Below are 25,784 nucleotides of genomic sequence, written 5' to 3'. Positions count from 1 at the left end.
TTTAAAAATTAAAATTTAAATAAAAGTTATAATTTATACCAGGCATGTAGCGGTTTGCCACACTCTGGTATGTCTCGTTTAAGATATTCTTTACCTGTACTCCCAATTGAATTGGAAATGGCTTGTGAAATTGATATTCTACCCCTAAATTATTTATAAAATAATCCTCCAATATATATCTTGGATTGTTATCCGAGAAAATAAAAACCTCTCCCGTATACATACTTTGCCAATACATAGACCATTGACGGAATTGATAATTTACACTTCCTGCTCCTTTATGATAAGGGACATAGGTAAGTTGTTTTTCAGTTTCTTGATTTTCTGATTTGGTATAAGAATAAGAAGCATTCAGTCCGATATGATGATCACCAATTTGTTTTGAAAATTGAAGTTGCGTTTCCAAACCATAGGTTAGGACATGATCTGTGTTAACCGGATTCCATAATGAACCTGAAGGCAACCACCGAATCATGTCAGTAATATCATTATAGAATCCTAACAAGGAGACTTTAACTTCTCCAAACTGAAATTCATTTCCCAATTCAAATTGGTAGGCCATTTCAGGTTTCAAAGTCACATTACCGCTTCCTGTCCAATACAAATCATTATAAGTAGGAATTCTAAAATTTTTGGAGCCATTTAATTTTAAGGTGTACCAAGAGTTGAATTTATACCTTAACCCTAAATTATATAACAACGGACTTTCATAATTCGAGGTTATTTCCTGTCTAAGGCTAGCTTCATAAATTAACTTTTTAAGTCGCTGTTTATACAATAGGCTGAACCCTGAAATGGTACGCTTGGTTTCATTGATGCTAGACCCTTCCCCTGCGGTATGAGTGATATCTGCCATACCCTGAAGGTAGGCTCCACCAAAGATGCGATATCCCAATTGGTATTTACCAACAACTGTGTTGGCTTCTCCAAATGTATAATTATAAAGTTCTGTATTAGAAAAATATTTATACCTCTCGGTTAAGTAAGCCAGTTTTAAATTGGAAGAAACCTTGCCATAGGTTCCCTCCCATTCAAGCAATTGTCTGGTATTAATATCTTGATATTTGGTAGGCGTCTCAGTTGGAGAAATTAAAGAGAAGTGACGCTCTCCATCATAGGAATACCCATAATACTTAATGAGGTTATTGGCATTTATTTTATATCCAATATTGGCCGACATTCCCAGATTATAAAAGCTACCATTTTGGTTCCTCCCTACTCTAGTAGGCACCTCATAATCATTTTCAGAATGGGAATATGATGTTGATATGTTTACACTTAACTTATCGTTTGAAAACTTTCCTGTATAGTTTAAATCTTGGGTATCATAACTTCCAAGGCGAGTGAAAAAGCTATTTTCAAATCCGGCATGAAACTGAACGGAATTATTCAAATGTATACTACCTCCTATCGCTCCACTTCCGTAGAGCACACTTCCACCACCACTCCTAATTCCAACTTCATCAAAATTTCTAATATTGACCGTATTGAAATCAGTTTGCCCATTGAACTGAGAATTGATATTGATTCCATTCCAAACCACAGCCGTTTGTTGCGCTGTAGAACCCCTAAAAGAAGGAGATGATACCATTCCCAATCCATTTTCCTTAAAATGAATGGCGGAATTAAGACTTAATAATTCTGTCAAGGATGCACCACTTCTTGTTATGGTACTATCTGCAAGGGTTACTAGAGTTTGGGAATTGGAAAATTCCTTTAGATTTTTGTCGGCCAAAACAATAACCTCATCCAAATTTTGGATAGAACCAGTTAGGGTTTGTGATGAGACCAAACCTGAAAAAAACAAACAACAAAAGACAATATAAACCTGCTTCATTTCCCCTAAGCCTTTTACCCGAAAGCTTAAATTATTTAGTTTTGAAATTGGCAGGTCTCCTGACTTGCGTCTTTGTGCATCGCCTTCCCGTCTTTAAAGACAGTGACATTTTGAAGTGTTGCACAAAGCTTGATAGCTTACAGTTGCGGGAACAGTCCTGGATTTTCACCAGATTCCCTATTAATCCCCTAATGGGAACCAAAATTCAATGCAAAGATACTTATTAACTTTCTATAGCAATACAGAAAACTAATTTTTCTTATTCATTTTGATGAACAAATAAATTAATCCAACCAAAAAATGCAGTATAATAATTCCCGCTACTAGATATATTGTTACATTTGAACCGTCTCTCATAACTTAAAGTTTAAACAAACTTATGATAAGATCAAGAATTTATCTGTCACTTAGGTTACCTATCCTTTTACTCATTATTTCCATTTTTTGGAGTTGCAAGGAAGTCAAGAAAGCAGAAAAAATACGACCTCTTAAAAATGAAACAGTAGACAGCTTAAGTTTTGCTACAGGGTTTCAAATCAAAAATCATGAGCAATTTAAAGTGTTGGAAATATACAATCCGTGGCCCAAGGCTGAAGAGACATATAGATATGCTCTTATCCCTGAGGAAAACCTTGCTACCATTACCTTGATCAAGGATGAATATGATGCCATCCTGAGAACTCCAATAAAAAAAATCGTGGTTACCTCCACGACCCATATTCCTGCTCTGGAATTATTGGATGAAGTTGAGTCTTTAGTTGGTTTTCCTGGATCTACCTATATTTCTTCAGTAAATACCAGAAAACGAATTGATGAAGGAAAGATTAGGGAATTGGGCAAAAATGAAGGCATCAATACCGAAGTCCTATTGGAGCTAAGGCCTGAAGTAGTGGTAGGATTTGGAATTGATGGCAATAATCGCACATTTGAAACGATAAAAAAATCAGGGATTCCGGTTATTTACAATGGTGATTGGATAGAAACTTCGCCTTTGGCAAAAGCAGAATGGATCAAGTTTTTTGGAGCTTTGTATCAAAAGGAAGCCATGGCAGACTCGATTTTTAACCAAATAAAATCGGAGTATAATCAAGCTAAAACCTTAGCTTCCAATATTAAAAACAGACCCACTATTTTAAGTGGCGCTTTGGAAAAAGATGTTTGGTACCTGCCTAGTGGCACTAGTCCCGAAGCTCAACTTATGAAGGATGCCAATGTGGATTATCTTTGGAGTGAAGTTTCCAGTGCGGGAAGTTTGGCCTTAAGCTTTGAGGCTGTTTTCTCAAAAGCTCAGAATGCAGACATCTGGTTAAGTCCGTCATATTACAATTCTATGGAAGCATTAAAAAATGCCAATGAGCACTACACCCAGTTCAAGGCATTTCAGAATAATGCCATTTTCTCCTTTGCCAATACATTGGGACCAAAAGGGGGCGTCACCTATTACGAAGAAGGATTTGCTAGACCTGATTTGGTATTAAAGGATATTATAAAAATTTGCCATCCAGATATGTTGATAGATTACCAACCGCACTTTTTTAAAAAATTGGAATAATTTGTCAGATATAAAGTCATATAAACTTCCATTTGTACTGCTATCCTTTCTACTGATAGTCTGTTTTTTGGGAAACATCAGTCTAGGATCTGTTTACATTCCTATACCAGATGTTTTTAAAGGCCTGTTTGGAAATATTACTAATGAATCATGGTCTTATATCATTCTAAATTATAGACTTCCAAAAGCCTTAACTGCCATATTAGTTGGATCTGGACTGGGAATTTCCGGTCTTCTCATGCAAACACTATTTAGAAATCCGTTAGCTGGTCCTTTTGTACTGGGAATCAGTTCTGGAGCAAGTTTGGGAGTTGCTATCATTATCTTGGGAGCAGGAGTCTCTGGAGGTTTCTTAACAGGAATGCTCATCTCAAAGTGGAGTTTGGTTGTTGCGGCTAGTTTGGGGAGTTTTTTGGTTTTATTGGCCGTATTGGCTGTTTCCTCAAAAGTTAGGGATACTATGGCCATTCTTATTATCGGGTTGATGTTTGGAAGTATTACCTCTGCGGTTGTAAGTGTCCTTTCCTATTTTAGTTCGGCCCAGAAACTGCAGCAATATATTTTTTGGGGATTTGGAAGTCTTGGGAATCTATCTTGGAGAGAATTAGCCATTTTCTTTATCATTTACATTTTTGGAATCTTACTAAGTATTCTTTCCATAAAGGCTTTAAACACGCTTCTTTTAGGAGAAAACTATGCTAAGAGTCTAGGACTCAATATGAAAAGAAGTCGATTGATTATCATTCTTGCAACTAGCTTTTTGGCTGGAACTATCACAGCATTTGCCGGACCGATTGCTTTTATCGGATTAGCTATTCCACATTTAACAAGACAGATTTTTACAACAGCAAATCATAAAGTCTTACTTCCTGCTGTTTTTCTTTTTGGAGGAATATTGATGCTTATTTGCGATAGTATTGCCCAACTACCCAATAGTGATTACACCTTACCTATCAATGCCATTACCTCAATTATTGGGGCCCCGGTGGTTATTTGGTTACTAGTAAGAAAACGTAAAATGGTTTTTTAATGGATGAGAAAAATTCAAATATCATTTTAAAGACAGAAAATCTTTCTATTGGATATGAATCTAAAAAGGGGACCAATGTTATTGCTTCCAATATTAACATCTCGTTAGAAAAGGGACAATTGGTTGGATTGGTTGGAGCTAATGGCATTGGAAAATCAACCTTGCTACGAACACTAACTCAGGTACAAAATCCTATAGAAGGACATATTCTATTGAATGGAAAGCATATTGAATCTTTTACCAACCTTCAATTAGCACAAACCTTGAGTCTGGTATTGACCGAAAAAATGGCGTCCAAAAACTTATCGGTTTTTGAATTAATCGCGCTAGGAAGACAACCCTATACCAACTGGATTGGAAGCCTATCTACCCAAGATTTAGACATCATCCATCAAGCCATGGCTTCCACCAACATTGTTTCCTTAAAAGACAAGAAGTGTTATGAATTGAGCGATGGCCAACTTCAAAAGGCCATGATCTCAAGAGCCTTGGCTCAAGATACCGACCTCATCGTTTTGGATGAACCAACTACTCATTTGGACATGTACCACAAGGCGTACATTTTAAAATTACTTCAAAACTTGACCAAGGAAACGGGAAAAACCATTCTATTTTCCTCCCATGAAATTGATTTGGCCATTCAATTATGTGATAAATTAATCGTAATGACCAATGACAGTGTTTACTCTGATTCCCCTTGCAATTTAATTACGAAAGGAATTTTTGAAAGTCTTTTCCCTGAGGACCTAATTAAATTTGACAACCAAACAGGCAGCTTTAGGGTTAATAAATAAAATTGCTACAGGAATAAAAATTCATTATATTTAAGAATCTAATAAACAGCTCCTTACCTTCAATACCATGAACTAGTACTTTTTGATTGGTTATAACTAACAAAACCTAGAATCATGAAAACCAAGTTAGACTTTTTAATCTTTTCCCTTTTTACAATCACTTTGTTCATTTTTCCATTGGAAAAAAAGGTACCTGAATTTGATTACTCCAAAAAAGCGGGAATGAATCCCATTAGTTGTACATCAACAAAATTTCTATTAGCCGATGTGGATACTACCAAACAAATTGCTCCTCTTTTTGATAATATTGGGACCCACAGCTTTAAAGTAAGCACCAAGATTCCATTGGCTCAAAAGTTCTTTGACCAAGGACTAAGACTAACTTATGGATTCAACCATGCTGAAGCTCATAGGTCATTTATGGAAGCGTCTAGATTAGATCCCAATTTAGCCATGGCTTATTGGGGGCAAGCCTATGTTTTAGGGCCTAACATTAATGACCCCGCACCTGATGATGAAAGAAAAAAATCTTACAACGAAGCCATCCAAAAAGCACTGTCTCATTTGGAAGGGACTTCAAAAAAGGAAGCCGATTTAATTCAAGCTTTAGCACACAGATATTCTGAGGATTTATCCCGGGAAACCTCCGAATTGAACTTAAGTTATATGGAGGCTATGACAAAAGTGGCTAAAAAATATGACAAGGATCCCGATGTGTTGACCCTATATGCCGCTTCCGTTATGAACACAGTTCCTTGGAATTATTGGGATAAAGATGGAAACCCATCTCCCAATATCCCAGAAGCTAAAAAAGCACTTGAAAAAGCAATAGAAATGGATGTAAATAATCCTGGCGCCCACCATTATTACATTCATATGGTTGAACTACCTAATCCGGATTTGGCAGTTCCAAGTGCCGAAAAATTGGCTACACTTATGCCTGCGGCTGGTCATATTGTGCATATGCCTTCACACATTTTCATCAGGGTTGGAAGGTACAAAGATGCTGTTGAAGCCAATCAAAAAGCCATCCTAGCTGATGAGGATTATATATCCCAATGCTATTCTCAAGGCATGTACCCTTTAGGTTATTATCCCCATAACATTCATTTTTTATGGTCTGCTTCCAGTTTATTGGGCGACAGTAAAACCGCTATAGAAGCTGCCAAAAAAACAGCCGAAAAGGTACCTATGGGAGAAATGAAAGACCTTCATTTTTTACAAAACTTTGCTTCTACGCCACTTTTGGCCTACACCCGATTTGGCAAATGGAATGACATCCTAACCTATCCCAAGCCCAATGAAGATTTGAAACATTTAAAACTTATCTGGCATTATGCACGCGGTATTGCCTTTACCAGAAAAAGCAATTTAAAAGAAGCTCAAGAAGAATTGGATGCCATTAAATTTTACACCACAGATCCTGATATGGAAACCAATATGGCTACAGGATTTGACAATGGTAATACCTTGGCCAAATTAGCCTATGAAATTGTTGCAGGAGAGATGGCTGCAAAAAGAAATGATATTGAAAAAGCTATTTCCCATTTGGAAAAGGCTGTAGACATTGAAGATCACCTTATTTATAACGAACCTTCTGCCTGGCACATTCCTCCAAGACAAAATTTAGGAGCTGTTCTACTTAAGGCTCAAAAATATGCTGAAGCGGAAGCCGTTTACAAAAAAGATTTAGAAAATCTTCGTCAAAACGGATGGTCCTTGATGGGATTGCATCAAAGTTTGGTTGCTCAAGGAAAGACCAACGAAGCTCAAAAAGTAAAAACCGAGTATAATTTGGCATGGAAATATGCAGATGTCGATGTTCAAAGTTCCATCTATTAAAAAGTTAAATCAGTAGATTGATAGATTTCCTCATTTACTACTTATCATTTATCTTTGAATAAACTCCAAAAAATAAATGAACGAAGTCATTATTGCTATTATTTCCATTCTAATAGGCGGCGGAATTGGAACTTACCTCGGAATTACAATCAGCAAACTAAAATCCAAAGGAGATATTAGTACGCTTGAAGAACGTCAAAATTTACTTCAGCACAATATCTTAGACCTTAAAGAAACCATTCAACGTATAGAAGAAGACCGTGAATCGATAAGAGCTGAAAAGGATCATCTCAATTCTGAATTGACTAGAAAACAAACAGAGTTTGAAAATCTGCAACAAAAAAACCAAGAGCAAAAACAAGAGGTTGAAAAGTTACAAGAGAAATTCACCAAAGAGTTTGAGAATTTAGCCAATAAAATATTGGATGAAAAATCTTCAAAATTCACCAAACAAAATAAAGAACATCTAGAAGTACTTCTTAATCCATTACAAGAAAAAATTAAGGGATTTGAAAAACGAGTTGAGGATACAAACAAGGAAAGTATTGGGCGCCATAGCGAATTAAAGGAGCAAATAAAAACCTTAGCCGAATTAAATCAACAAATGAGCAAGGACGCTGATAATTTGACAAAGGCTCTTAAGGGCGACAGCAAAATGCAAGGGAATTGGGGCGAATTAATTCTAACGCGAATTCTTGAAAAATCAGGTCTTGAGAAAGACCGGGAATATACGGTTCAAGACAGTCATAGCACCGAAGATGGCAAACGTTTACAAACAGATGTCTTGATTCACCTACCCGATGGCAAGAAAATGATTATTGATAGTAAGGTTTCACTAGTTCATTTTGAACGCTTTGTTTCTGAAGAAGATGAAGAGCAAAAACAAGTGTATTTAAAACAACATATTGCCTCCATTAAAAGACACGTAGAACAGTTAAGTGCCAAAAACTATCAATATTTAATTGAGGAAAGCCCCGATACAGTATTTATGTTTATTCCTATTGAGCCTGCTTTTGCCATTGCTTCTGCCCATGAACCCAATTTGTATGAACAAGCCTTTGATCGCCAAGTCATCATTGTAACACCTGCTACCCTATTGGCTGCATTGCGTTTGGTTGACAACCTATGGCAAAATGATAGACAAAGACAGAACGCTCTGGAAATAGCAACCGAAGCAGGAAACCTATATGATAGCTTCACTAATTTAACCGATGAATTGATTAAGGTTGGTAAGCAAATAGGCACAGTGCAAACTTCGTATGAAGGCGCCATGAAAAAATTAACCGGAAGGGGTAATTTGATTAGGCGTGTAGAAAAATTGAAAAAATTAGGAGCCAAGGCCAGTAAAAATTTAAACGAAAACTTACTAAAAAGAGCCGAAGAAGACGATGAGTAAACACGATTTTAAAACAGTAGATTCCTCAAAAATTTCTATTTCTGAGCTGATGCAACCATCGCATTCCAATTTTGGAGGAAAAATTCATGGTGGATATATTTTAAATTTAATGGACCAAATTGCCTTTGCCTGCGCCTCCAAGCATTCTGAAACTTATTGTGTAACTGCTTCCGTAGATACTGTAGATTTCTTAAATCCGATTGAAATAGGTGAATTGGTGACCATGAAAGCTTCCTTAAATTTTGTTGGAAAGACGTCTATGGTTGTAGGAATTAGGGTAGAGTCTGAAAATATTAGAACTGGGGAGGTGAAACATTGCAACTCTTCCTACTTTACCATGGTAGCTAAAGATGATCACGGCAACACCATAAAGGTTCCAGGACTCATATTGAATGATGAAAATGAAATCAAAAGATTCTTAAAAGCCATAAAAAGAAAAGAAACCAAAAAACATCGTACTGAAGAATTTAACGGCGAATCTTTCTCTTTAAACAATTACTTAGATCATCTTAAAGGCTATAATATTAAGATCGATTTGAAGGGCTAAACTCCTGGATCACATTCCTAAATAAAGGAATATATTTGATTATTCCACAAAAAAGGAATATATTTGTTTATTCCACAAAAAAGGAATGTAGAATGATTGGAGTAATAACAGGAGATATCGTCAATTCAACCAAACTGCAAGACCCTAGTATTTGGTTATCACCCCTGCGCGCTGCTTTACAGCAAATAACTTTGAATGAGGCTAACTGGGAAGTTTATAGAGGAGATAGTTTTCAACTCGAAATCAAGGATTATTTCCAATGCTTTGAGCATGCTGTTTATATAAAAGCATGCATCAAGTCTATTAAGGATTTAGATGTAAGATTGTCCATTGGCATAGGAGAAAAGTCATTTGAAGGTCAAACCGTAACGGAATCTAATGGTGAAGCATTTCAATTTTCAGGCGAAACATTAGAAACTCTTAAACGTGATAAATTAAACCTAAAAATCAAGACCTCAGATTTAGAATTGGATCAAGAACTCAACTTATACTTTAAATTGATTTCATTGACGATGGATCATTGGACACCCAATTCTGCAGAAATTGTCAAACTCTATTTGGAAAACAAGAAAAAAATTCAAAAAGAACTAGCAGAAATCATAGGCATTAGCCAAGATGCCGTAAGCAAACGCATGAAACGCGCAAATTTGGAAGAAGTTTTGGAAATCGATCAAATGTATCGGAAAAAAATAAGTAAATTAAACTCATGATTCTGTTAATAAAACTACTGTTAGCTCATATCATAGGTGATTTTATTTTACAGCCTAAAAAATGGGTGAAAGACAAAGAGAAACATAAGCTCAAATCCAGATATTTATATCTTCATATTGCCATTCATCTTACACTTTTATTCCTTATCACCTGGGATTTAACTCTTTGGCTTTTGTTACTCTCCATCGCTTTCTCTCATGGCATCATTGATGCCTTAAAACTCTCTTTTCAAAAGAAAAAGAACAAAAGGAAATGGTTCTTCATGGATCAGCTTCTTCATATAACAGTTATAGTTGTTGGATTTATCATAGTTAAACCTGAAATTTTAAAAAGCTCTCTACTCACAGAAGTTATTGGTAGTTCTTCACTTTTAATTTTAACTTGTTTAATATTCCTTACACAACCTGTTTCCATAATCATGCAGGTTATTTTCAGCAAATGGGACATTCCCAAATTGACCAAAGACAATGAATCTTTACAAGATGCTGGAAAATACATTGGTATTTTAGAACGGCTTTTGGTTTTTGTATTTATTATTACTGACCATTGGGAAGCTGTAGGTTTTTTGATTACCGCTAAATCGGTATTTAGGTTTGGTGATCTCAAAGAAAGTAAGGAAAGGAAACTTACGGAGTATATTTTAATAGGCACTCTTATTAGTTTTGGGATAGCCATCTTAATTGGCCTCTTTTTCAAATTTATGTTGCCTTTTGTACTTTCATAACTAACATATGTTTTGAAATGAATCTTTTTACCTACATAAAAAAGGGACTGCTTTGCTTTACTCTGCTTTCAGTTTCACTTCTGTATTCCCAGAACCCAAACCAAAAAAAAGATTCCATAATCACTACGGATACCATCAAAGTAAAAAAGGACAACCTTATTGAATTTGTGGAGGAAAAGAAGGACGACAATAAATTCAATAAACTTCTATACAAGTATTTAGTTAGAAATCCAGAGACTCAAAAAGACAAAGAAACAGTGAAAATGATGTTAGATCACCAATCTTCAATTAAAAGTATGGAGGGCAAATACATCAGAAAAATTCATATCATAAGTCAAGATCCATTTGGGCATTCTATAAGAGACACGACTATACAACCACAGAAGTTTTTGGAAAAAGCAGGAAATGCTCTCCATGTAAAAACTAAGGAATTTGTCCTTAAAAATTACATGCTTCAAAAAGAAGGAGATGCCATAGATTCACTAAAAATAGTGGAATCTGAACGTCTTATGAGAAGTCAAAGATTCATAAGAAGAGTTAGAATTGACCTGCAACCAATTGAAACCTCACCAGACAGTGTTGATGTGTATATATATTCTTTAGATTCTTGGAGTTTAATTCCAAGTGGTTCTTATTCAAATTCTAAAGTAGAGGTTCGGTTAAGGGAGCGAAATTTTATGGGATGGGGACATGAATTTGACAATCGATATGAACAAAATTTTGATAATAACAGGAATACGTTTCAAACTAGATATCGCATTTATAACATCCAAAGAAGCTTTGTAAGCTTCAATCTGGAGTATTACATCAATGAATATGATCATTATGATAAAAGTATTTCGTTGGAAAGAAATTTCTTTTCCCCGTTAACTCGTTGGGCTGGAGGTATTTATATTGGACAAAAAACTTACCAAGATTCTATTCCAAATGACCTAGAAATTCCATCACAAAGCTTTAAGTACAACCTCCAAGATTATTGGGGAGCAGTTGCATTTGACTTATTTAAAAACCTTACTCCTTTTGATCCACGATTAAATAAATTTATAGTTTCTACCAGATATTATAATGTACAATTCATTGATAGTCCCAGTCTCGAATTGGATCCCTTAAATTACTACAGCGATGAAAAATTTTGGCTTATGGGGGTTGGTTTTTCACAGCGTTCCTTTGTGCAGGATAGATTTATTAAAAACTATGACATAATAGAAGATGTCCCTATAGGAGCTTCTTATGGGATAACTACGGGCGTACAAAATAAAAATAACAGAAACCGCATGTATTTGGGTGGACGAATTGCTGCAGGTAATTATTTTTCCTTTGGCTATTTGGGAACAGACCTGCAATATGGTGGATTCCTAAGTAATGGTAAAAGTGAACAAACAGCCCTGTCTATTAAAGCTCATTACTACACCAAACTGATGAGCTGGTCTGATTGGAAATTCAGACATTTTATATGGTCTGACCTAATACTTGGAAACAATCGATTAGATGCCTACGGTGATAAAATAGGTCTAGATGGCAATACCCCAGTAGGTATTGAGGGGTTTTATAGTTTAGAAGTGAGAGGAACCAAAAAATGGCTTACCAATATTCAAATACAGTCCTATTCTCCCTATTCTTTTTTAGGCTTTAGATTATCTCCATTTTTGAATGCCTCCTTTGGACTTATAAATGGGGATGATAGAAAATTATTTAACGGAAAAGGATTTGCTAAAGTTGGATTAGGTATCCTATTTACAAATGATTATTTGATATTTAGTAATTTCCATTTGTCATTAGCGTGGTATAATCAAATTCCCGGGACAGGGAAAAATCGCTTCAAGATGAACTCAATTGACAATCAGGAATTCCAATATATAGACTACGAGTTTGGTAAGCCCAAACTCGTAGATTATAATTGATTTATTTTAGAATACTTACTTCTTATTTGCTCAAGTACATTTTTCTTCTAGCGTAAAGGTTGTAGAATTCATCATCTTTTAAACTATCAATAAATAAGATACTTTCACCTGTACTCTTCATTTCTGGTCCTAATTTCTTATTAACCTTAGGGAACTTGTTGAAAGAGAATACGGGCTGTTTGATCGCATATCCTTCTAAGTGTGGCTTGAAATCAAAATCAGTTACTTTTTTCTCTCCAAGCATTACTTTGGTTGCAAAGTTTACATAAGGCTCCCCATATGCCTTTGCAATAAATGGCACTGTTCTAGATGCTCTAGGATTAGCTTCTATTATATAAACCATATCATCCTTGATAGCAAACTGAATATTAATCAACCCTACTGTATTCAACGCCAAGGCAATTTTCTTTGTATGATCTTTAATTTGTTGTAAAACCAGATCTCCTAAGTTGAATGGAGGAAGCGTTGCATTACTATCTCCTGAATGTATTCCACATGGCTCAATATGCTCCATGATACCTATTATATATACATTTTCACCATCACAAATGGCATCAGCCTCAGCCTCAATGGCACCATCCAAGTAGTGATCTAAAAGCAGTTTATTATTAGGAATGCTTCTCAATAAATCAACGACATGCTCTTCCAGTTCCTTTTTATTGATAACAATTTTCATTCCTTGCCCTCCTAATACATAAGAAGGACGAACCAAAATTGGGAAATCCAATTTATCAGCTACTTTTAAGGCTTCTTCAGCAGTTTCGGCCGTGTCAAATTCTGGATAAGGAATGTTATTTTCTTTCAGTAACGTTGAGAAGCTTCCTCTATCTTCAGCCAAATCTAACGATTGATAACTGGTTCCAATAATTTTCACACCATAACGATCCAGTTTTTCAGCCAATTTAAGAGCTGTTTGACCTCCTAATTGAACAATAACACCTTCTGGTTTTTCGTGCTTAATAATATCGTAAATATGCTCCCAGAATACCGGCTCAAAGTATAATTTATCTGCAGTATCAAAATCTGTAGAAACCGTCTCTGGATTACAGTTGATCATAATGGTTTCATAACCACACTCAGCTGCCGCTAACACCCCATGAACACAACAGTAATCAAACTCGATACCTTGACCAATTCTGTTCGGTCCAGAACCTAATACAATGATTTTCTTCTTATCAGTAACAACACTTTCGTTTTCTGTAAAAACATTGCCATCTTTAGTTTTTACCTCATTTTCAAAGGTAGAGTAGTAATATGGTGTCTGCGCTTGAAACTCTGCAGCACAAGTATCAACTAACTTGTAAACCCTATTAATTCCTAGTTCCTCACGCTTCTTGTAGACTTCGCTTTCTAAACAATTCAGCATATGTGCAATCTGACGGTCACCATAGCCTTTTTGTTTTGCCTCTAAAAGTAAATCCTTGTCTAAAGTTTCAATAGTATATTGTGAAATTTCCTTTTCTAGGAAATATAATTCCTCATATTGCTTCAAGAACCACATGTCTATTTTAGTGATTTCATGAATTCTACTCAACGGTATACCCATTTGAATAGCATCATAAATCACAAAGACGCGATCCCAACTAGCATGGGTTAATTTACTGATGATTTGGTCATAATTTTTATACCCCTTACCATCGGCTCCCAAACCATTTCTTTTAATTTCTAATGATTGTGTAGCCTTATGAAGTGCTTCTTGGAAGGATCTTCCAATTCCCATAACTTCTCCCACAGATTTCATTTGAAGACCTAGAGTTCTGTCGCTACCTTCAAACTTATCGAAGTTCCATCTTGGAATTTTAACGATAACATAATCTAATGTAGGTTCAAATAAAGCAGAAGTCGATTGTGTAATTTGATTGTTTAACTCATCTAGAGTATAACCCAAAGCCAACTTAGATGCTATCTTCGCAATTGGATAACCTGTAGCTTTACTGGCTAAAGCAGATGAACGAGAAACCCTAGGATTAATTTCAATAGCTATAATTTCTTCATTCTCATCTGGGCTTACTGCAAACTGAACGTTACATCCTCCTGCAAAATCACCGATACTACGCATCATAAGGATGGCCATATCACGCATTTTTTGAAAGGTCTTGTCAGACAATGTCATAGCAGGTGCAACTGTAATTGAGTCACCTGTATGGATTCCCATAGGATCCATATTTTCTATGGTACAAATAATAACAACATTGTCATTTTTGTCACGAAGTAGCTCTAACTCATACTCTTTCCAGCCCATCATGGCCTTATCTATCATAACTTCGTGGATGGGGGAAATTTCCAGTCCTCTAGTTAATGATTCATCAAACTCTTCTTCATTATAGACAATAGAAGCTCCTGCTCCACCTAGGGTAAAAGATGCTCTAATACACAACGGGAATCCAAATTCCTGCGCTATTTCTTTACCTTTTAAAAATGAAGTGGCAGTTGCTTGAGGTGCCATACCAACACCTATTTCCAACATCAATTCACGGAATTTCTCACGGTCTTCTGTAATGTTGATAGCATCGATATCAACACCAATGATTTTTACTCCAAAATCTTTCCAAATACCCTTTTCGTCTGCTTCAATACATAAATTCAAAGCGGTCTGCCCACCCATTGTAGGTAAAACAGCATCAATCTGAGGGTGATCCTTTAATATTTGAACTATGGATTTGGTAGTCAATGGCAACAAATAAACATGATCAGCCATTGATGGGTCTGTCATGATGGTTGCTGGGTTTGAATTAATAAGAATGGTTTCAATTCCGTCCTCTCTCAAAGATCTCAAGGCTTGACTTCCAGAATAATCAAATTCACAAGCTTGACCAATAATGATGGGACCTGAACCAATAATTAAAATTGACTTGATACTTGAATCTTTAGGCATCTTTTTAAATGAAGTTTATTTGTTTTTGCAAAAATAGTGAATGAATACGAGACATAAAAAAAGGCGCTACTCTTAGTAACACCTTTTTTATATTAACCATTGTTAATCATTTATCTCTTATGTCTTGATTCAGAAGATACAGTTAATTTCTTTCTACCCTTGGCTCTTCTACGAGCAAGTACTTTTCTACCATTGGCTGAAGCCATACGCTCTCTAAAGCCATGTTTATTTCTCCTCTTTCTCTTTGATGGTTGAAACGTTCTTTTCATTTCCTTGTATCTTTATTATCTGAATAATTCCTAATTAACTATCAAAACCTTTGGGGTATCCAAAAGTGCGTGCAAATATACAAAGGCTTTTTTATTTAGCAAACCTTATTTAAAAAATATTTTAATTTTAATATTTGCTTGTTTGCAAACAAAATTTGAAAAACCCATTTTTGAGGTGTGATTTCAAATTTAAACATCTTAAATTTGCAGCAAAATTAATTATTTAAGATCATTCATAGCAGTTTATGTTCAATAAAATATTCAAACTCGTTATTGCAGTCCTAGTATTAGCTTATGCCGTTTATCAATTCATTGAAGGAAATATTGGTAATGGCATTATGTTCATCTTATTAGCTGGGATTTTTATTTTCCTCTATTTTAAGAATGAAATGATTCTTTTAGCATTTTTAAGATTGCGAAAACAAGACTTTGAAGGTGCCAAAAAATGGTTAGACAAAATAAAGAACCCAGAGGGCGCTTTAGTTAAAAAGCAACAAGGATATTACAATTATCTTCATGGAATTATGGTTTCCCAAAGCAATATGAATGATGCTGAAAAATACTTTAAGAAAGCCATCTCACTAGGTCTCGCAATGGATCATGATTTGGCTATGGCTAAATTAAATTTGGCGGGTATTGCTTTTGCTAAAAGAAGAAAAACAGAAGCTCAAGCTCTTTTGAATGAAGCTCAAAAGCTAGACAAGCACAACATGTTGAATGAACAAATCAAAATGATGAAGGAAAACATGAAACGTGCCCAAATGCCTAATCAACATTTTGGAGGACATAGACAACAACGCCCAGGAAAACGTCGGTAAATTAAAGTAAAGGTGCCAAAAGGCGACAGAAAGATTCTTTCAGTTTGTTTATTTTAGGTCTCTCCAACCACCTTTCGTAGTCAACCGGTTCACAATCTTTTAAATCTTCCATAAATTGATTTTTTAAGGTTATGGTCTGTTCTTCATGATATATTAAAGCATTAATCTCAAAATTAATGTTGAAGCTCCTATAGTCCATGTTGGCTGTCCCAACACTGCAAAAGATATCGTCAACCACAATAGTCTTAGCATGAATGATCCCTTTACAGTATCTATAAACCTCAACTCCTGATTCCAAAAGTGGCTCCAGATAAGAATTGGAGGCATATTTGGCAGTCCAAGAATCTGAATTTTTGGGAATCAACAGTTTTACCTTTACACCACTTTTAGAGGCAATTTGAATAGCTTTAATTATTTCATCATTGGGAATGAAATAAGGTGTCGTGATATAAACATATTTGCTTGCAGAAACAATTGCCATGAAAATTACTTCCATAATATTGGCCCAATCTGTATCCGGGCCACTTCCAGCAATTTGTACGGGAACATCATCATAATCTTCCAAAATTTCTGGAAAATATCGATCGGCTAACTTCACCTTTTCTGAAGAAACAAAATTCCAGGTCATAAAAAATTGAATTTGTAATGGCTTTACAGCCTCTCCTTCAATTCTCAAGTGACTATCTCTCCAAAATGGGGTAGTTTTGTTCTCTGGATTTAAATATTCCTTTGAAATATTGATTCCTCCCAAATACCCTATTTTTCCATCAACAATTATAATCTTCCTATGGTTCCTGTAATTCATTTTGCCAGTAAAAGATGGAAAAAAAACAGGCATAAAATAATTGACTTGAACCCCAGACTCCTTGAATCTCCTTTTTGTATTTCTGCTAAACTTACTTCCAACATCATCAACACTTACTCTAACCTCAACACCTTGTTTTGCCTTTTCACACAAAATATCTATTATAGGGTTTCCTGCCTCATCATCATGAAAGATATAGTACTCTAAATGTATATGATCCTTTGCTTCGTTTAAATCGTTTAAAACAGATTCAAATTTTGCCTCTCCGTTAATTAATAATTGAACCTTATTCTCCAAGGTTAAAGGAGAATGTTCATTTTTGTACATCAACTTTACTAATCGAACCTTATCCTCCAAGATTGCCTTCAATTCACGCTTTTCACGATTATTTAATTTTAACTCATCTTGAATTCTTCTAACTATACTTTGATTGAGAATGTGTTTACGATTGAAAATTTTACTTTTCCGGTATTCTTGACCAAAGAAATAATACACCAACAATCCAAAAAAGGGAAAAAAAACCAAAACCAAAACATAAGATAATGTTTTGGTTGGATTAATGTTTTTAAGAATAATAAAAAATGCTGCTGAAATAGCTAATATATAGTTTATTAGTATTAAAATGCGCCAGGGATTCTCCTTAAAATATTCTATCATATATGGGATTTAGTTCACATAAGATCCTGTTTTCGGAATCTCAATGAAATACTGTTTATTCGACTTATTATTAAGGTGCTTTTCCCTTAACCAAGGATTGTGGATTTTAAGTATTTTATAATTGATATCATAATCGTCTGCAAATTTGGTAAAATCAGTTACAGCAGTATCTACCTCCACCTTATAGGTAGGTATTGGTTTATACAAATCTTTCTCCCTAAAATTAAAACCATACTTATCTGGATGGTTTAGTATTTCTTTTAAAGCAACGATTCTAAAAACATATCTTCCTGTTTCCTCTCCAAGTAATAAATCATAGTAATCTTTTACATTTTGTCTTTCCAACTCCTTCTTAATACCAGCTTCCCCAGCATTGTATGCCGCAGCTGCCAAAGTCCAACTTCCTAATCTTTCTTTAGAATTTTTGAGGTATTGACAAGCTGCCTCTGTTGCTAACTCTAGGTTATAACGCTCATCCACATTATCATTTATCTCAAGCCCCAATTCTCTACCTGTATCTCTCATAATTTGCCAAAATCCTCGCGCACCAGCAGGAGAAACAGCATTGGTTAAACCACTTTCAATGACCGCTAGATATTTAAAATCTTCTGGAATTCCGTGCTTTTCCAAAATAGGTTCGATAACAGGGAAGTATTTTCTAGCCCTTTTAAACATCAGTAAGCCATTCGATTGCCAATAGGTATTGACTAAAAGCTCACGATCCATCCTTTCATAAATATCTGGATTCTCTAAGGGCATCGCTTCTTTGGCGAAATCCAAATCATCGGGAATTTGAAGGGCATACACATTATAATCATTCACCAATTTCTTCTCAAAATTCTCGTCGGTTGGAGCATCTTGCATTGCGTAAACAAATAAGCTCACAACTGCGAATAAGCCAACAAAAGCTAACAAATTCTTAATCCATTTCATGCTAATTCAGTTTTTTATAAAAGTATAAAAAAAGTATAATGTTTTGAGGGACTTTAACTTAAAATAAGGCTTGGCAAATGCTCATTAAACCATTTAAACCTGTTGACAACCATGATGTGCGTACCTCCCTTTACACATTCGCAATCCTTAATATATCGTTTAGGAAATACCAAATCCTTATCACCATGAATGTGAATGGTATTGGGCAGTGGTTTATTTTGATTCCAACAAACCACTTGTTTAATAGCCCATTTTAAATAGGACGGATCATTTATATATAGAAATTTCCTATATAAATCAATACGTTCGGTAGCAGTTTTACCAAAAGCAAATTTGGCCAACCTATCCACATTTGCTTGAAATTCTTTGGGAATTAAACAATACGCCTTAAGTGTTCTCATTGCTCTCATACGTCTTGGTAATTCATATTTAGTCTTGACACTTGAAACGACAATAATCTTTCTGGTTTTTATGATTTTTGACATTTCCTGAACCATAATCCCACCAAAGGAAACACCCACCAAAACAATATTTTCATGTTCAATATTTTCACACAATCTCTTGGCATAACTTTGAATGGATTCATTTTTTAAGGGAATGATCCATTCTAAAAAGTGCATTTCAAATTGGTCTTTAGGGAGTTCTATTTTTTCGAAAATAGTAGATTTCGCAGCCATTCCGGGCATAAAATAAACATGAATTAGCTCTTGATCCATAAGGCTTTAACCACTTACACTTTTCTTATTAACAATATTTTTTCGTACCTTTGCGTTACAAAACTATTGAAAATAGTGTTCACTTCTTACAAATTCCATTGAATAAAACTTAATGATTATGATTGATGCAGCAGAACTAATTGATAATGACTTTTTGCGCCAATATGAGCTAAAAGTCGATAATAGCTTAGCGAAAATTGAATATTCTCTACAGGAAAGGAAAATCTTTTTAACGAAATTGATAATTCCAAGTGATATAGAATCTGATGAATTTCAGAATGACTTTATTAAAGTAGTACTACAGGACATAGAAGAAAGAAACTTAAGTGTGGTTCCAACAAGTCCCGAGATAGCCAAATTTATAAGAAGAAATAGACAGTATAAAAGTATGCTACCCGTTGGTGTGCGAATATAAGGCTGTCAATAGAAAATGAAAAGGCCAAGAATTAATCTTGGCCTTTTTTTATATTCAAAACTTATATTTATTACTCTTTGGAAAATTTCAATGTTAAATCCATTGTCAAAACAGTTTCAAAAGTAACATTATCCAAAACTTCAAAGCCTTCTGGAATCTCTACCAATAAATCATTGCCTTCAAAATAGCCATTAAAAATACCATCAGGTGTATTCAATATTATTTCATCTCCATTTTTACTATATGTAATTTCCACAACAGGTCTATCTGAAGAGGTAGAGCATGACATGGCATAATCAAGACTTTCGTGATCTTGATAAAAAGTAACATCTGATGAAATAAAAACCGAAGCGTTTTCAGAATCTGAAAAATATATCCTTGAACCATTTAAACAACCTGGAACAAAGCTGCTTGTCGCCTCTCCATCATTGTTTAAATCTATAGACTCCTTTAAACTCCATTCTGTTAATTTCCATACATAGCTAACCTTCTCTTCTTCCGAAGATTGATCCTCTGAACAATTAAAAACCAGGAATGTGCTTAAAAAAAGTACAATAAAGTGTTTCATTGGGGCGAAATTTCCGCCAAAGTAGTGTAATTAAACTCTTTCAATTTTAAAATTAGATAAACGGATAATTTCTTAGATTATCTGTGAAATTACGTTCTTAAGACACCGCAACTTTCACAAAATCAAACCTTACCAATCCGTCTTCATCAATTTCGGTAAGTGACACCGGATGTAATGTATTGACTAATTCTGGGTTCCAGGGCGCCTTTACCTTAACGTAATTTTCAGTAAAGCCATGAATATAACCTTCTTTATTCTCGCCTTCAAACAAAACTGTTCGCTGCGTTCCCAATTGACTTTCATAAAAAGCTCTTCTCTTTTTAACGGATAGACCCCGAAGCATTTTACTTCGTTTATTTCTGACCTTTTTGGGCACCACACCCATCATTTCTGCGGCCTCTGTATTATCCCGCTCCGAATAGGTAAAAACATGTAAGTAAGAGATATCCAATTCGTTTAGGAAATGGTAGGTTTCTAAAAAGTGTTCATCCGTTTCCCCAGGGAACCCAACTATAACATCCACCCCAATACATGCGTGTGGCATTACTTCTCTTACCTTAGCTACTCTATCTACATAAAGCTCACGCAAATACCTGCGCTTCATTTTTTTCAATATATCGTTGCTACCACTTTGCAAAGGAATATGAAAATGAGGCACAAAGGCTCTTGATCGAGAAACAAGGTCAATGGTTTCATTTTTTAAAAGATTTGGTTCAATGGAAGATATACGCAATCTTTCTATTCCCTCAACCTGATCCAGTTGGGTTACTAAATCTAGAAATGTATGCTCATGACGTTTATTTCCAAATTCGCCTTTTCCATAATCTCCAATGTTCACACCAGTCAAGACAATTTCTTTAATCCCTTTTTCAGAAATCTCTTTAGCATTTTTCAATACATTGTCCATGGTGTCACTTCTAGAAATCCCTCTGGCCAATGGAATGGTGCAATAGGTGCATTTGTAATCACATCCGTCTTGAACCTTTAAAAAAGCTCTTGTTCTATCTCCTATGGAATAACTACCTACATAAAAATCGGCTTCCTCAATTTCACAAGAATGAACTTCACCCATATCATTTTTGGAAAGGTCATTCAAATAGTCCGTAATTTTAAATTTCTCGGTAGCCCCCAAAACCAAATCAACCCCATCCACATCTGCTAATTCCTGCGGTTTTAATTGAGCATAACAACCTACTGCAGCAACAAAAGCATCGGGATTTGCCTTTTGCGCTTGTTTCACGATCGTTTTGAATCGTTTATCTGCATTCTCGGTAACAGAGCAGGTATTAATAACATATATATCTGCTTTCTCAGAAAAATCTACACGCTCAAACCCTTCATTAGTAAAGTTTCTGGCGATAGTAGAGGTTTCTGAAAAATTCAGCTTACAACCCAATGTATAAAATGCGACTTTCTTTTGCTCCATTTCCCTTTTGTTATGGGGTCAATAAAATTTATCTTTACATTTTTGATGGCTGCAAATTTACAACTAAAATAAAGAATGGTAAAACCCCTTTCAATAAACTTAACAAACTTAGTTTTCTATCTATCAGTCGGTTGCGTTTGGTTATTCATTCTTTCCTGTGAAAGCAAAAAAAACACATACCAGGATTCTGATGTTTTTAGATATAATGAACATAAAAATATCAGCTCCCTAGATCCTGCATTCTCGAAAGATTTGGCTGATATATGGGCCACGAACCAACTCTTTAATGGTCTGGTACAAATGAATGACAGTTTACAAGTGCTACCCTGTATAGCCAAAAATTGGACCGTTACCGATAGTGGAAAAAGTTACCAATTTCATTTAAGAAAAGACGTTTATTTCCACAAAAGCGATTTGTTTGGTACAGATTCTACAAGGCAAGTACAGGCTCAAGATTTTGTTTATAGTTTCAATAGGCTTTTAGACAAGAAACTAGCCTCTCCAGGCAGTTGGGTCTTGAATAAGGTAGATTATTTTGAAGCTTTAAATGATTCTACCTTACACATTAAACTGAACCAACCGTTTCCTGCATTTCTTGGCTTGTTAACCATGAAATATTGTAGTGTCGTCCCCAGAGAAATCGTAGAACATTATGGTTCTGAATTTAGATCTCATCCAATCGGAACAGGTCCATTTAAATTTAAGAGATGGGAAGAGAATATAAAATTAGTATTTAGGAAAAACCCTCATTACTTTGAAAAAGATTCAAGAGGCAGGTCTCTTCCATATTTAGAAGCCGTTGCAATCACCTTCTTACCCGATAAACAAAGTGAATTTTTGCAATTTGCACAAGGTAACCTAGACTATATTTCTGGTTTAGACGCATCTTACAAGGATGAGATTTTAACGACTGAAGGAAAGCTAAGAAGGTCATATCAAGACAGGGTAAACATGATTAAAGGCCCCTATTTAAATACAGAATATCTCGCTTTCTACATGGATTCAGACATTCCTGAAATTCAATCAGAATTGTTGCGAAAAGCTATTAATTATGGGTTTGACAGAGAAAAAATGATCACTTATCTTAGAAATGGCATAGGAATTCCAGCAGATGGAGGTTTTATCCCCAGAGGTCTACCCGGTTACAATAACCAAATTGGTTTTGAATACAATCCCAAAAAGGCTAAAGACTTTATTGATCAATTTAAATTACATTCTGGAATTTCAAATCCGTCTATTACCTTAACCACGACAAGTAATTACTTAAGTTTCTGTGAGTATATCCAAAGAGAGGTGCAAAAGGCAGGATTGAATATAGTTATTGATGTAGTTCCTCCTTCTACCCTCAAGGATTCAAAAGCCAATGGTAAATTGGACTTTTTTAGAGCAAGTTGGGTCGCCGATTATCCTGATGCTGAAAATTATCTATCTCTATTTTACAGCCCTAACTTTGCCCCGAATGGTCCCAACTATGCACATTATACAAATACGGAATTTGATAACCTATTTGAAGCAGCATATTTAGAGTCCGACCCTTTGAAAAGACAACAATTATATTCTGAAATGGATCAAATCGTTATGGAACATATTCCTGTTGTTGTCCTCTTCTATGACGAAGTAGTTCGCTTTTCAAGAAAGGGAATTCATGGCTTAGGAATAAACCCCATTAATCTATTAACCTTAAAGTCCGTTAAAAAAGATGTTAATCCTTAGTAAAATAGTAGATGTCATCTTCTCCCTGTCCACCATACCTAGTAGATGAGAAATAACCAGATTTTTCATCATCCAAAAGCATAAACCCAAAATCATCTTCCGCACTGTTAATGGGCTTAGGCATTAATTTGGGCTTTGAAAAAGTGCCATCCTCTAAAATTTGGCAATAATATACATCTAAACCTTTGTATCCTCCAGCTCTATCTGAGGAAAAGTATAAAATGTTGTCTTTGCTAACAAAGGGAAACATATCCTTTCTATTGGAGTTTATCTCCCTGCCAATATTTTCTATTTCAGAATATTCATTTCCGCCTAGGATTCTCACACGGAACACATCTGTAGGACCACGTGCCTCAGGTATATTTGCAGTGAAGTACAAATAAGCCCCATCGGGACTTACAGCCGGATGACCATAGGAATATCCGTCATCACAAAAAGGCAAGGTTTTAAAATTAACCCAACCGCGACCAGGCACATACTCTCCACGCTCTAAACGCAAATTTCTAATTTTATTATTTTTTTTATAATCATCCCCCTTATTGACATAATTGGTAGTGATATAAATATATTTTTTATCAGGACTAAAAGAAGCGCTTGAGCAATTAAACTCATAGATTTCAGAAGACTTAAAAGGTTCTACGTTGGATATCTCTCCTTCTGCATCCATATCTCCAGAAAAAAGTGAAAACACCGGTATCTTCTCCTTGGTTAGCCGTATTTTGTTTTTGTCATCTAAAAGAAAGGAAGTAAAAAAGACTTTGCCATCTTTAAAATAACTTACTCCATAATGGCTTTTTTCATCATTGAGTTTAATGTTTTTAATATGATAAGTTTCCTTTTGTGCATAAGAAAATACAAATAGAAACAGTGTTAAAAAAGAAATGTAGTTTTTCATAGGTTAAGAGGTTTCAAAAAGCATACCATGTTAAGTAAATGGATTGATTAAACTTCTGGAATTTTTTAAAAATAGCTTTTAGGGATTTCTATTTATTGTAATTCATCTACAAAATAGAAACTTTCATCGTTCAAAATAAGAATTTTAACATTTATGTTAACACTTAATCCCTGCGATACTTTTTAGATTCTTCAAAAACATGAGTAAGAATATCGGCATCTTGATCAGTAAACTCAACATCCCTTCTTGCCATAACCACTTTGGCCACTTCAAAGGCTTTTGATGTCATATAGGAAGTAAATCCATTACTCCCTCCCCATGAAAAACTAGGAACAAAATTCCTTGGAAAACCACTTCCGAATATATTGGAGCTCACACCCACAACGGTTCCGGTATTAAACATGGTATTAATACCACATTTGCTATGATCCCCCATCATTAAACCACAAAATTGAAGTCCTGTTTTGGCAAATCTTTCAGTTTCATAATCCCATAACCTAACTTCAGCATAATTGTTTTTAAGATTGGAATTGTTGGTGTCCGCACCCAAATTACACCATTCCCCTAGTACTGAATTACCCAAAAACCCATCATGCCCCTTATTTGAATATCCAAATAAAACAGAATTATTCACCTCTCCGCCTACTTTACTGAAAGGCCCAACAGTGGTTGGCCCATAAATCTTAGCGCCCAATTTAACAGTAGATCCAGTACATAATGCGAAAGGACCTCTTATAATGCTGCCTTCCATGATTTCTGAATCTCTTCCTATATAAATAGGCCCTGATGAGGCATTTAAAGTCACAAATTCTAATTTGGCTCCCTCTTCTATAAAAATATTCTCTGCTGCAATAGTATTTACCGTAGAAGGAATAGGTTGCGACCTTCTATTCTTAGTCAAAATTTCAAAATCATTTACTATGGCTAAACCATTTTTTGAAAAGATATCCCAAGTATTTTCAATCTTTACAACATTCTCCTGATATTCAAAAGCTTCGTATGTATCAAAATCAATTTCTTCTTGTGATTCTTTGGCGAAAAAAGCAATCACATCTTCATCATTAAAAATCGCTTGGTTTTCTTCTAGATTCTTGATCATTTCAACCAATTCCTGAGTTGGAAGAAATGACGCATTAATCATAACGTTATTTTCCATTTCTACCATTGGGAATTTTTCTGAAAGGTAGTCCTCGGTAACCGTGGTAGTAGTACATTCTAAATAAGACTCCCATTTTTCCCTAATGGTCATTATCCCTACGCGGATATCCGCCACGGGCCTAGTATAAGTAAAAGGTAATAATTTATTGCGTGACGGCCCGTCAAAAAGGATGTAGTTCATGGCTAAGTACTTTCTGTAAAA

Annotated in this window: 22 protein-coding genes and 1 riboswitch; of the genes, 12 read left to right on the top strand and 10 right to left on the bottom strand. The window is 35.2% G+C overall.

The features are described from left to right. Position 1: 1 nt before the first annotated feature. Positions 2–1,837, bottom strand: coding sequence for a TonB-dependent siderophore receptor (locus ZA07_RS11395; protein WP_053971806.1), 1,836 nt, complete (start codon positions 1,835–1,837; stop codon positions 2–4). A 31-nt stretch (positions 1,838–1,868) separates the two neighbouring features. Continuing rightward, positions 1,869–2,055: riboswitch (cobalamin riboswitch) on the bottom strand. A 161-nt stretch (positions 2,056–2,216) separates the two neighbouring features. Here ZA07_RS11395 and ZA07_RS11390 point away from each other — a divergent pair. From ZA07_RS11390 to ZA07_RS11350, 9 genes are all read left to right on the top strand, one after another. Further along, the gene (locus ZA07_RS11390; protein WP_053971805.1) at positions 2,217–3,389 is read left to right on the top strand and encodes an ABC transporter substrate-binding protein; all 1,173 of its coding nucleotides are present in this window, start codon (positions 2,217–2,219) and stop codon (positions 3,387–3,389) included. A gap of 1 nt (position 3,390) precedes the next feature. Further along, on the top strand, positions 3,391–4,419 hold the full coding sequence (locus tag ZA07_RS11385; protein ID WP_053971804.1) for an iron ABC transporter permease: 1,029 nt from the start codon (positions 3,391–3,393) through the stop codon (positions 4,417–4,419). Beyond that, entirely contained in the window at positions 4,419–5,213 is a 795-nt protein-coding gene (locus ZA07_RS11380) for an ABC transporter ATP-binding protein (RefSeq protein ID WP_053971803.1), read from the top strand. The genes ZA07_RS11385 and ZA07_RS11380 overlap by 1 nt, the downstream gene beginning before the upstream one ends. Positions 5,214–5,327: 114 nt before the next feature. Next, complete coding sequence (locus ZA07_RS11375) at positions 5,328–7,055, top strand: hypothetical protein (protein WP_053971802.1); 1,728 nt, start codon at positions 5,328–5,330, stop codon at positions 7,053–7,055. A gap of 76 nt (positions 7,056–7,131) precedes the next feature. After that, positions 7,132–8,451, top strand: coding sequence for a DNA recombination protein RmuC (locus ZA07_RS11370; RefSeq protein ID WP_053971801.1), 1,320 nt, complete (start codon positions 7,132–7,134; stop codon positions 8,449–8,451). Then, entirely contained in the window at positions 8,444–8,998 is a 555-nt protein-coding gene (locus ZA07_RS11365) for an acyl-CoA thioesterase (protein ID WP_053971800.1), read from the top strand. The genes ZA07_RS11370 and ZA07_RS11365 overlap by 8 nt, the downstream gene beginning before the upstream one ends. Before the next feature lie 92 nt (positions 8,999–9,090). Next, entirely contained in the window at positions 9,091–9,708 is a 618-nt protein-coding gene (locus tag ZA07_RS11360; RefSeq protein ID WP_053971799.1) for a SatD family protein, read from the top strand. Next, complete coding sequence (locus ZA07_RS11355; protein WP_053971798.1) at positions 9,705–10,433, top strand: DUF3307 domain-containing protein; 729 nt, start codon at positions 9,705–9,707, stop codon at positions 10,431–10,433. The genes ZA07_RS11360 and ZA07_RS11355 overlap by 4 nt, the downstream gene beginning before the upstream one ends. A gap of 17 nt (positions 10,434–10,450) precedes the next feature. Beyond that, positions 10,451–12,334 carry a hypothetical protein gene (locus ZA07_RS11350; protein WP_053971797.1) on the top strand — a complete coding sequence of 628 codons (1,884 nt, stop codon included), beginning with the start codon at positions 10,451–10,453 and terminating at the stop codon, positions 12,332–12,334. A gap of 22 nt (positions 12,335–12,356) precedes the next feature. On the opposite strand, the gene carB is transcribed toward ZA07_RS11350, so the two are convergent. Further along, entirely contained in the window at positions 12,357–15,209 is a 2,853-nt protein-coding gene (gene carB / locus ZA07_RS11345; protein ID WP_053971796.1) for a carbamoyl-phosphate synthase large subunit, read from the bottom strand. A 110-nt stretch (positions 15,210–15,319) separates the two neighbouring features. Continuing rightward, on the bottom strand, positions 15,320–15,478 hold the full coding sequence (gene rpmH, locus ZA07_RS15900) for a 50S ribosomal protein L34 (protein ID WP_082316571.1): 159 nt from the start codon (positions 15,476–15,478) through the stop codon (positions 15,320–15,322). Between the two features lie 245 nt (positions 15,479–15,723). On the opposite strand from rpmH, the gene ZA07_RS11340 reads away from it, so the two are divergent. Continuing rightward, positions 15,724–16,296 (top strand): hypothetical protein, encoded by a 573-nt coding sequence (locus ZA07_RS11340; protein WP_053971795.1) that lies wholly within the window; start codon positions 15,724–15,726, stop codon positions 16,294–16,296. Between the two features lies 1 nt (position 16,297). Here the strand turns inward: ZA07_RS11340 and cls are convergent, their stop codons facing one another. The 3 genes from cls to ZA07_RS11325 are packed head-to-tail and all read right to left on the bottom strand — an operon-like array spanning position 16,298 to position 19,407. Then, positions 16,298–17,758, bottom strand: coding sequence for a cardiolipin synthase (gene cls / locus ZA07_RS11335; protein ID WP_053971794.1), 1,461 nt, complete (start codon positions 17,756–17,758; stop codon positions 16,298–16,300). A 9-nt stretch (positions 17,759–17,767) separates the two neighbouring features. Then, positions 17,768–18,691: a lytic transglycosylase domain-containing protein gene (locus ZA07_RS11330; RefSeq protein ID WP_053971793.1), complete on the bottom strand. Its 924-nt coding sequence runs from the start codon at positions 18,689–18,691 to the stop codon at positions 17,768–17,770. 53 nt (positions 18,692–18,744) lie between these two features. After that, positions 18,745–19,407, bottom strand: a complete 663-nt coding sequence (locus tag ZA07_RS11325; protein ID WP_053971792.1) for a hypothetical protein — start codon at positions 19,405–19,407, stop codon at positions 18,745–18,747. A gap of 118 nt (positions 19,408–19,525) precedes the next feature. On the opposite strand from ZA07_RS11325, the gene ZA07_RS11320 reads away from it, so the two are divergent. Then, entirely contained in the window at positions 19,526–19,822 is a 297-nt protein-coding gene (locus tag ZA07_RS11320; protein ID WP_197276725.1) for an N-acetyltransferase, read from the top strand. A gap of 70 nt (positions 19,823–19,892) precedes the next feature. On the opposite strand, the gene ZA07_RS11315 is transcribed toward ZA07_RS11320, so the two are convergent. Beyond that, the gene (locus tag ZA07_RS11315; RefSeq protein WP_053971791.1) at positions 19,893–20,390 is read right to left on the bottom strand and encodes a hypothetical protein; all 498 of its coding nucleotides are present in this window, start codon (positions 20,388–20,390) and stop codon (positions 19,893–19,895) included. Between the two features lie 97 nt (positions 20,391–20,487). Then, positions 20,488–21,816: a tRNA (N(6)-L-threonylcarbamoyladenosine(37)-C(2))-methylthiotransferase MtaB gene (gene mtaB, locus ZA07_RS11310; protein WP_053971790.1), complete on the bottom strand. Its 1,329-nt coding sequence runs from the start codon at positions 21,814–21,816 to the stop codon at positions 20,488–20,490. 75 nt (positions 21,817–21,891) lie between these two features. Here mtaB and ZA07_RS11305 point away from each other — a divergent pair, with 75 nt between their 5' ends. Continuing rightward, the gene (locus ZA07_RS11305) at positions 21,892–23,529 is read left to right on the top strand and encodes an ABC transporter substrate-binding protein (protein WP_053971789.1); all 1,638 of its coding nucleotides are present in this window, start codon (positions 21,892–21,894) and stop codon (positions 23,527–23,529) included. On the opposite strand, the gene ZA07_RS11300 is transcribed toward ZA07_RS11305, so the two are convergent. Both ZA07_RS11300 and ZA07_RS11295 read right to left on the bottom strand, forming a co-directional pair. Continuing rightward, positions 23,519–24,424 carry a PD40 domain-containing protein gene (locus tag ZA07_RS11300; RefSeq protein ID WP_053971788.1) on the bottom strand — a complete coding sequence of 302 codons (906 nt, stop codon included), beginning with the start codon at positions 24,422–24,424 and terminating at the stop codon, positions 23,519–23,521. The genes ZA07_RS11305 and ZA07_RS11300 overlap by 11 nt on opposite strands. Positions 24,425–24,587: 163 nt before the next feature. After that, a complete protein-coding gene (locus ZA07_RS11295) occupies positions 24,588–25,763 on the bottom strand; it encodes a GlmU family protein (RefSeq protein ID WP_053971787.1) in 1,176 nt (391 codons plus the stop codon). Positions 25,764–25,784: the final 21 nt, after the last annotated feature.

Origin of the sequence: Mangrovimonas sp. ST2L15 (genome assembly GCF_001280515.1) — a bacterium.
In the GTDB taxonomy this organism is placed as follows: domain Bacteria; phylum Bacteroidota; class Bacteroidia; order Flavobacteriales; family Flavobacteriaceae; genus Mangrovimonas; species Mangrovimonas futianensis.
This window is presented reverse-complemented; position numbering and strand designations above follow the sequence as displayed.

Coding starts and splice junctions, on each gene's coding strand:
- ZA07_RS11395 (WP_053971806.1), bottom strand. CDS start 1,837: ATGAAGCAGGTTTATATTGTCTTTTGTTGTTTGTTTTTTTCAGGTTTG.
- ZA07_RS11390 (WP_053971805.1), top strand. CDS start 2,217: ATGATAAGATCAAGAATTTATCTGTCACTTAGGTTACCTATCCTTTTA.
- ZA07_RS11380 (WP_053971803.1), top strand. CDS start 4,419: ATGGATGAGAAAAATTCAAATATCATTTTAAAGACAGAAAATCTTTCT.
- ZA07_RS11375 (WP_053971802.1), top strand. CDS start 5,328: ATGAAAACCAAGTTAGACTTTTTAATCTTTTCCCTTTTTACAATCACT.
- ZA07_RS11370 (WP_053971801.1), top strand. CDS start 7,132: ATGAACGAAGTCATTATTGCTATTATTTCCATTCTAATAGGCGGCGGA.
- ZA07_RS11365 (WP_053971800.1), top strand. CDS start 8,444: ATGAGTAAACACGATTTTAAAACAGTAGATTCCTCAAAAATTTCTATT.
- ZA07_RS11360 (WP_053971799.1), top strand. CDS start 9,091: ATGATTGGAGTAATAACAGGAGATATCGTCAATTCAACCAAACTGCAA.
- ZA07_RS11355 (WP_053971798.1), top strand. CDS start 9,705: ATGATTCTGTTAATAAAACTACTGTTAGCTCATATCATAGGTGATTTT.
- ZA07_RS11350 (WP_053971797.1), top strand. CDS start 10,451: ATGAATCTTTTTACCTACATAAAAAAGGGACTGCTTTGCTTTACTCTG.
- carB (WP_053971796.1), bottom strand. CDS start 15,209: ATGCCTAAAGATTCAAGTATCAAGTCAATTTTAATTATTGGTTCAGGT.
- rpmH (WP_082316571.1), bottom strand. CDS start 15,478: ATGAAAAGAACGTTTCAACCATCAAAGAGAAAGAGGAGAAATAAACAT.
- ZA07_RS11340 (WP_053971795.1), top strand. CDS start 15,724: ATGTTCAATAAAATATTCAAACTCGTTATTGCAGTCCTAGTATTAGCT.
- cls (WP_053971794.1), bottom strand. CDS start 17,758: ATGATAGAATATTTTAAGGAGAATCCCTGGCGCATTTTAATACTAATA.
- ZA07_RS11330 (WP_053971793.1), bottom strand. CDS start 18,691: ATGAAATGGATTAAGAATTTGTTAGCTTTTGTTGGCTTATTCGCAGTT.
- ZA07_RS11325 (WP_053971792.1), bottom strand. CDS start 19,407: ATGGATCAAGAGCTAATTCATGTTTATTTTATGCCCGGAATGGCTGCG.
- ZA07_RS11320 (WP_197276725.1), top strand. CDS start 19,526: ATGATTGATGCAGCAGAACTAATTGATAATGACTTTTTGCGCCAATAT.
- ZA07_RS11315 (WP_053971791.1), bottom strand. CDS start 20,390: ATGAAACACTTTATTGTACTTTTTTTAAGCACATTCCTGGTTTTTAAT.
- mtaB (WP_053971790.1), bottom strand. CDS start 21,816: ATGGAGCAAAAGAAAGTCGCATTTTATACATTGGGTTGTAAGCTGAAT.
- ZA07_RS11305 (WP_053971789.1), top strand. CDS start 21,892: ATGGTAAAACCCCTTTCAATAAACTTAACAAACTTAGTTTTCTATCTA.
- ZA07_RS11300 (WP_053971788.1), bottom strand. CDS start 24,424: ATGAAAAACTACATTTCTTTTTTAACACTGTTTCTATTTGTATTTTCT.
- ZA07_RS11295 (WP_053971787.1), bottom strand. CDS start 25,763: ATGAACTACATCCTTTTTGACGGGCCGTCACGCAATAAATTATTACCT.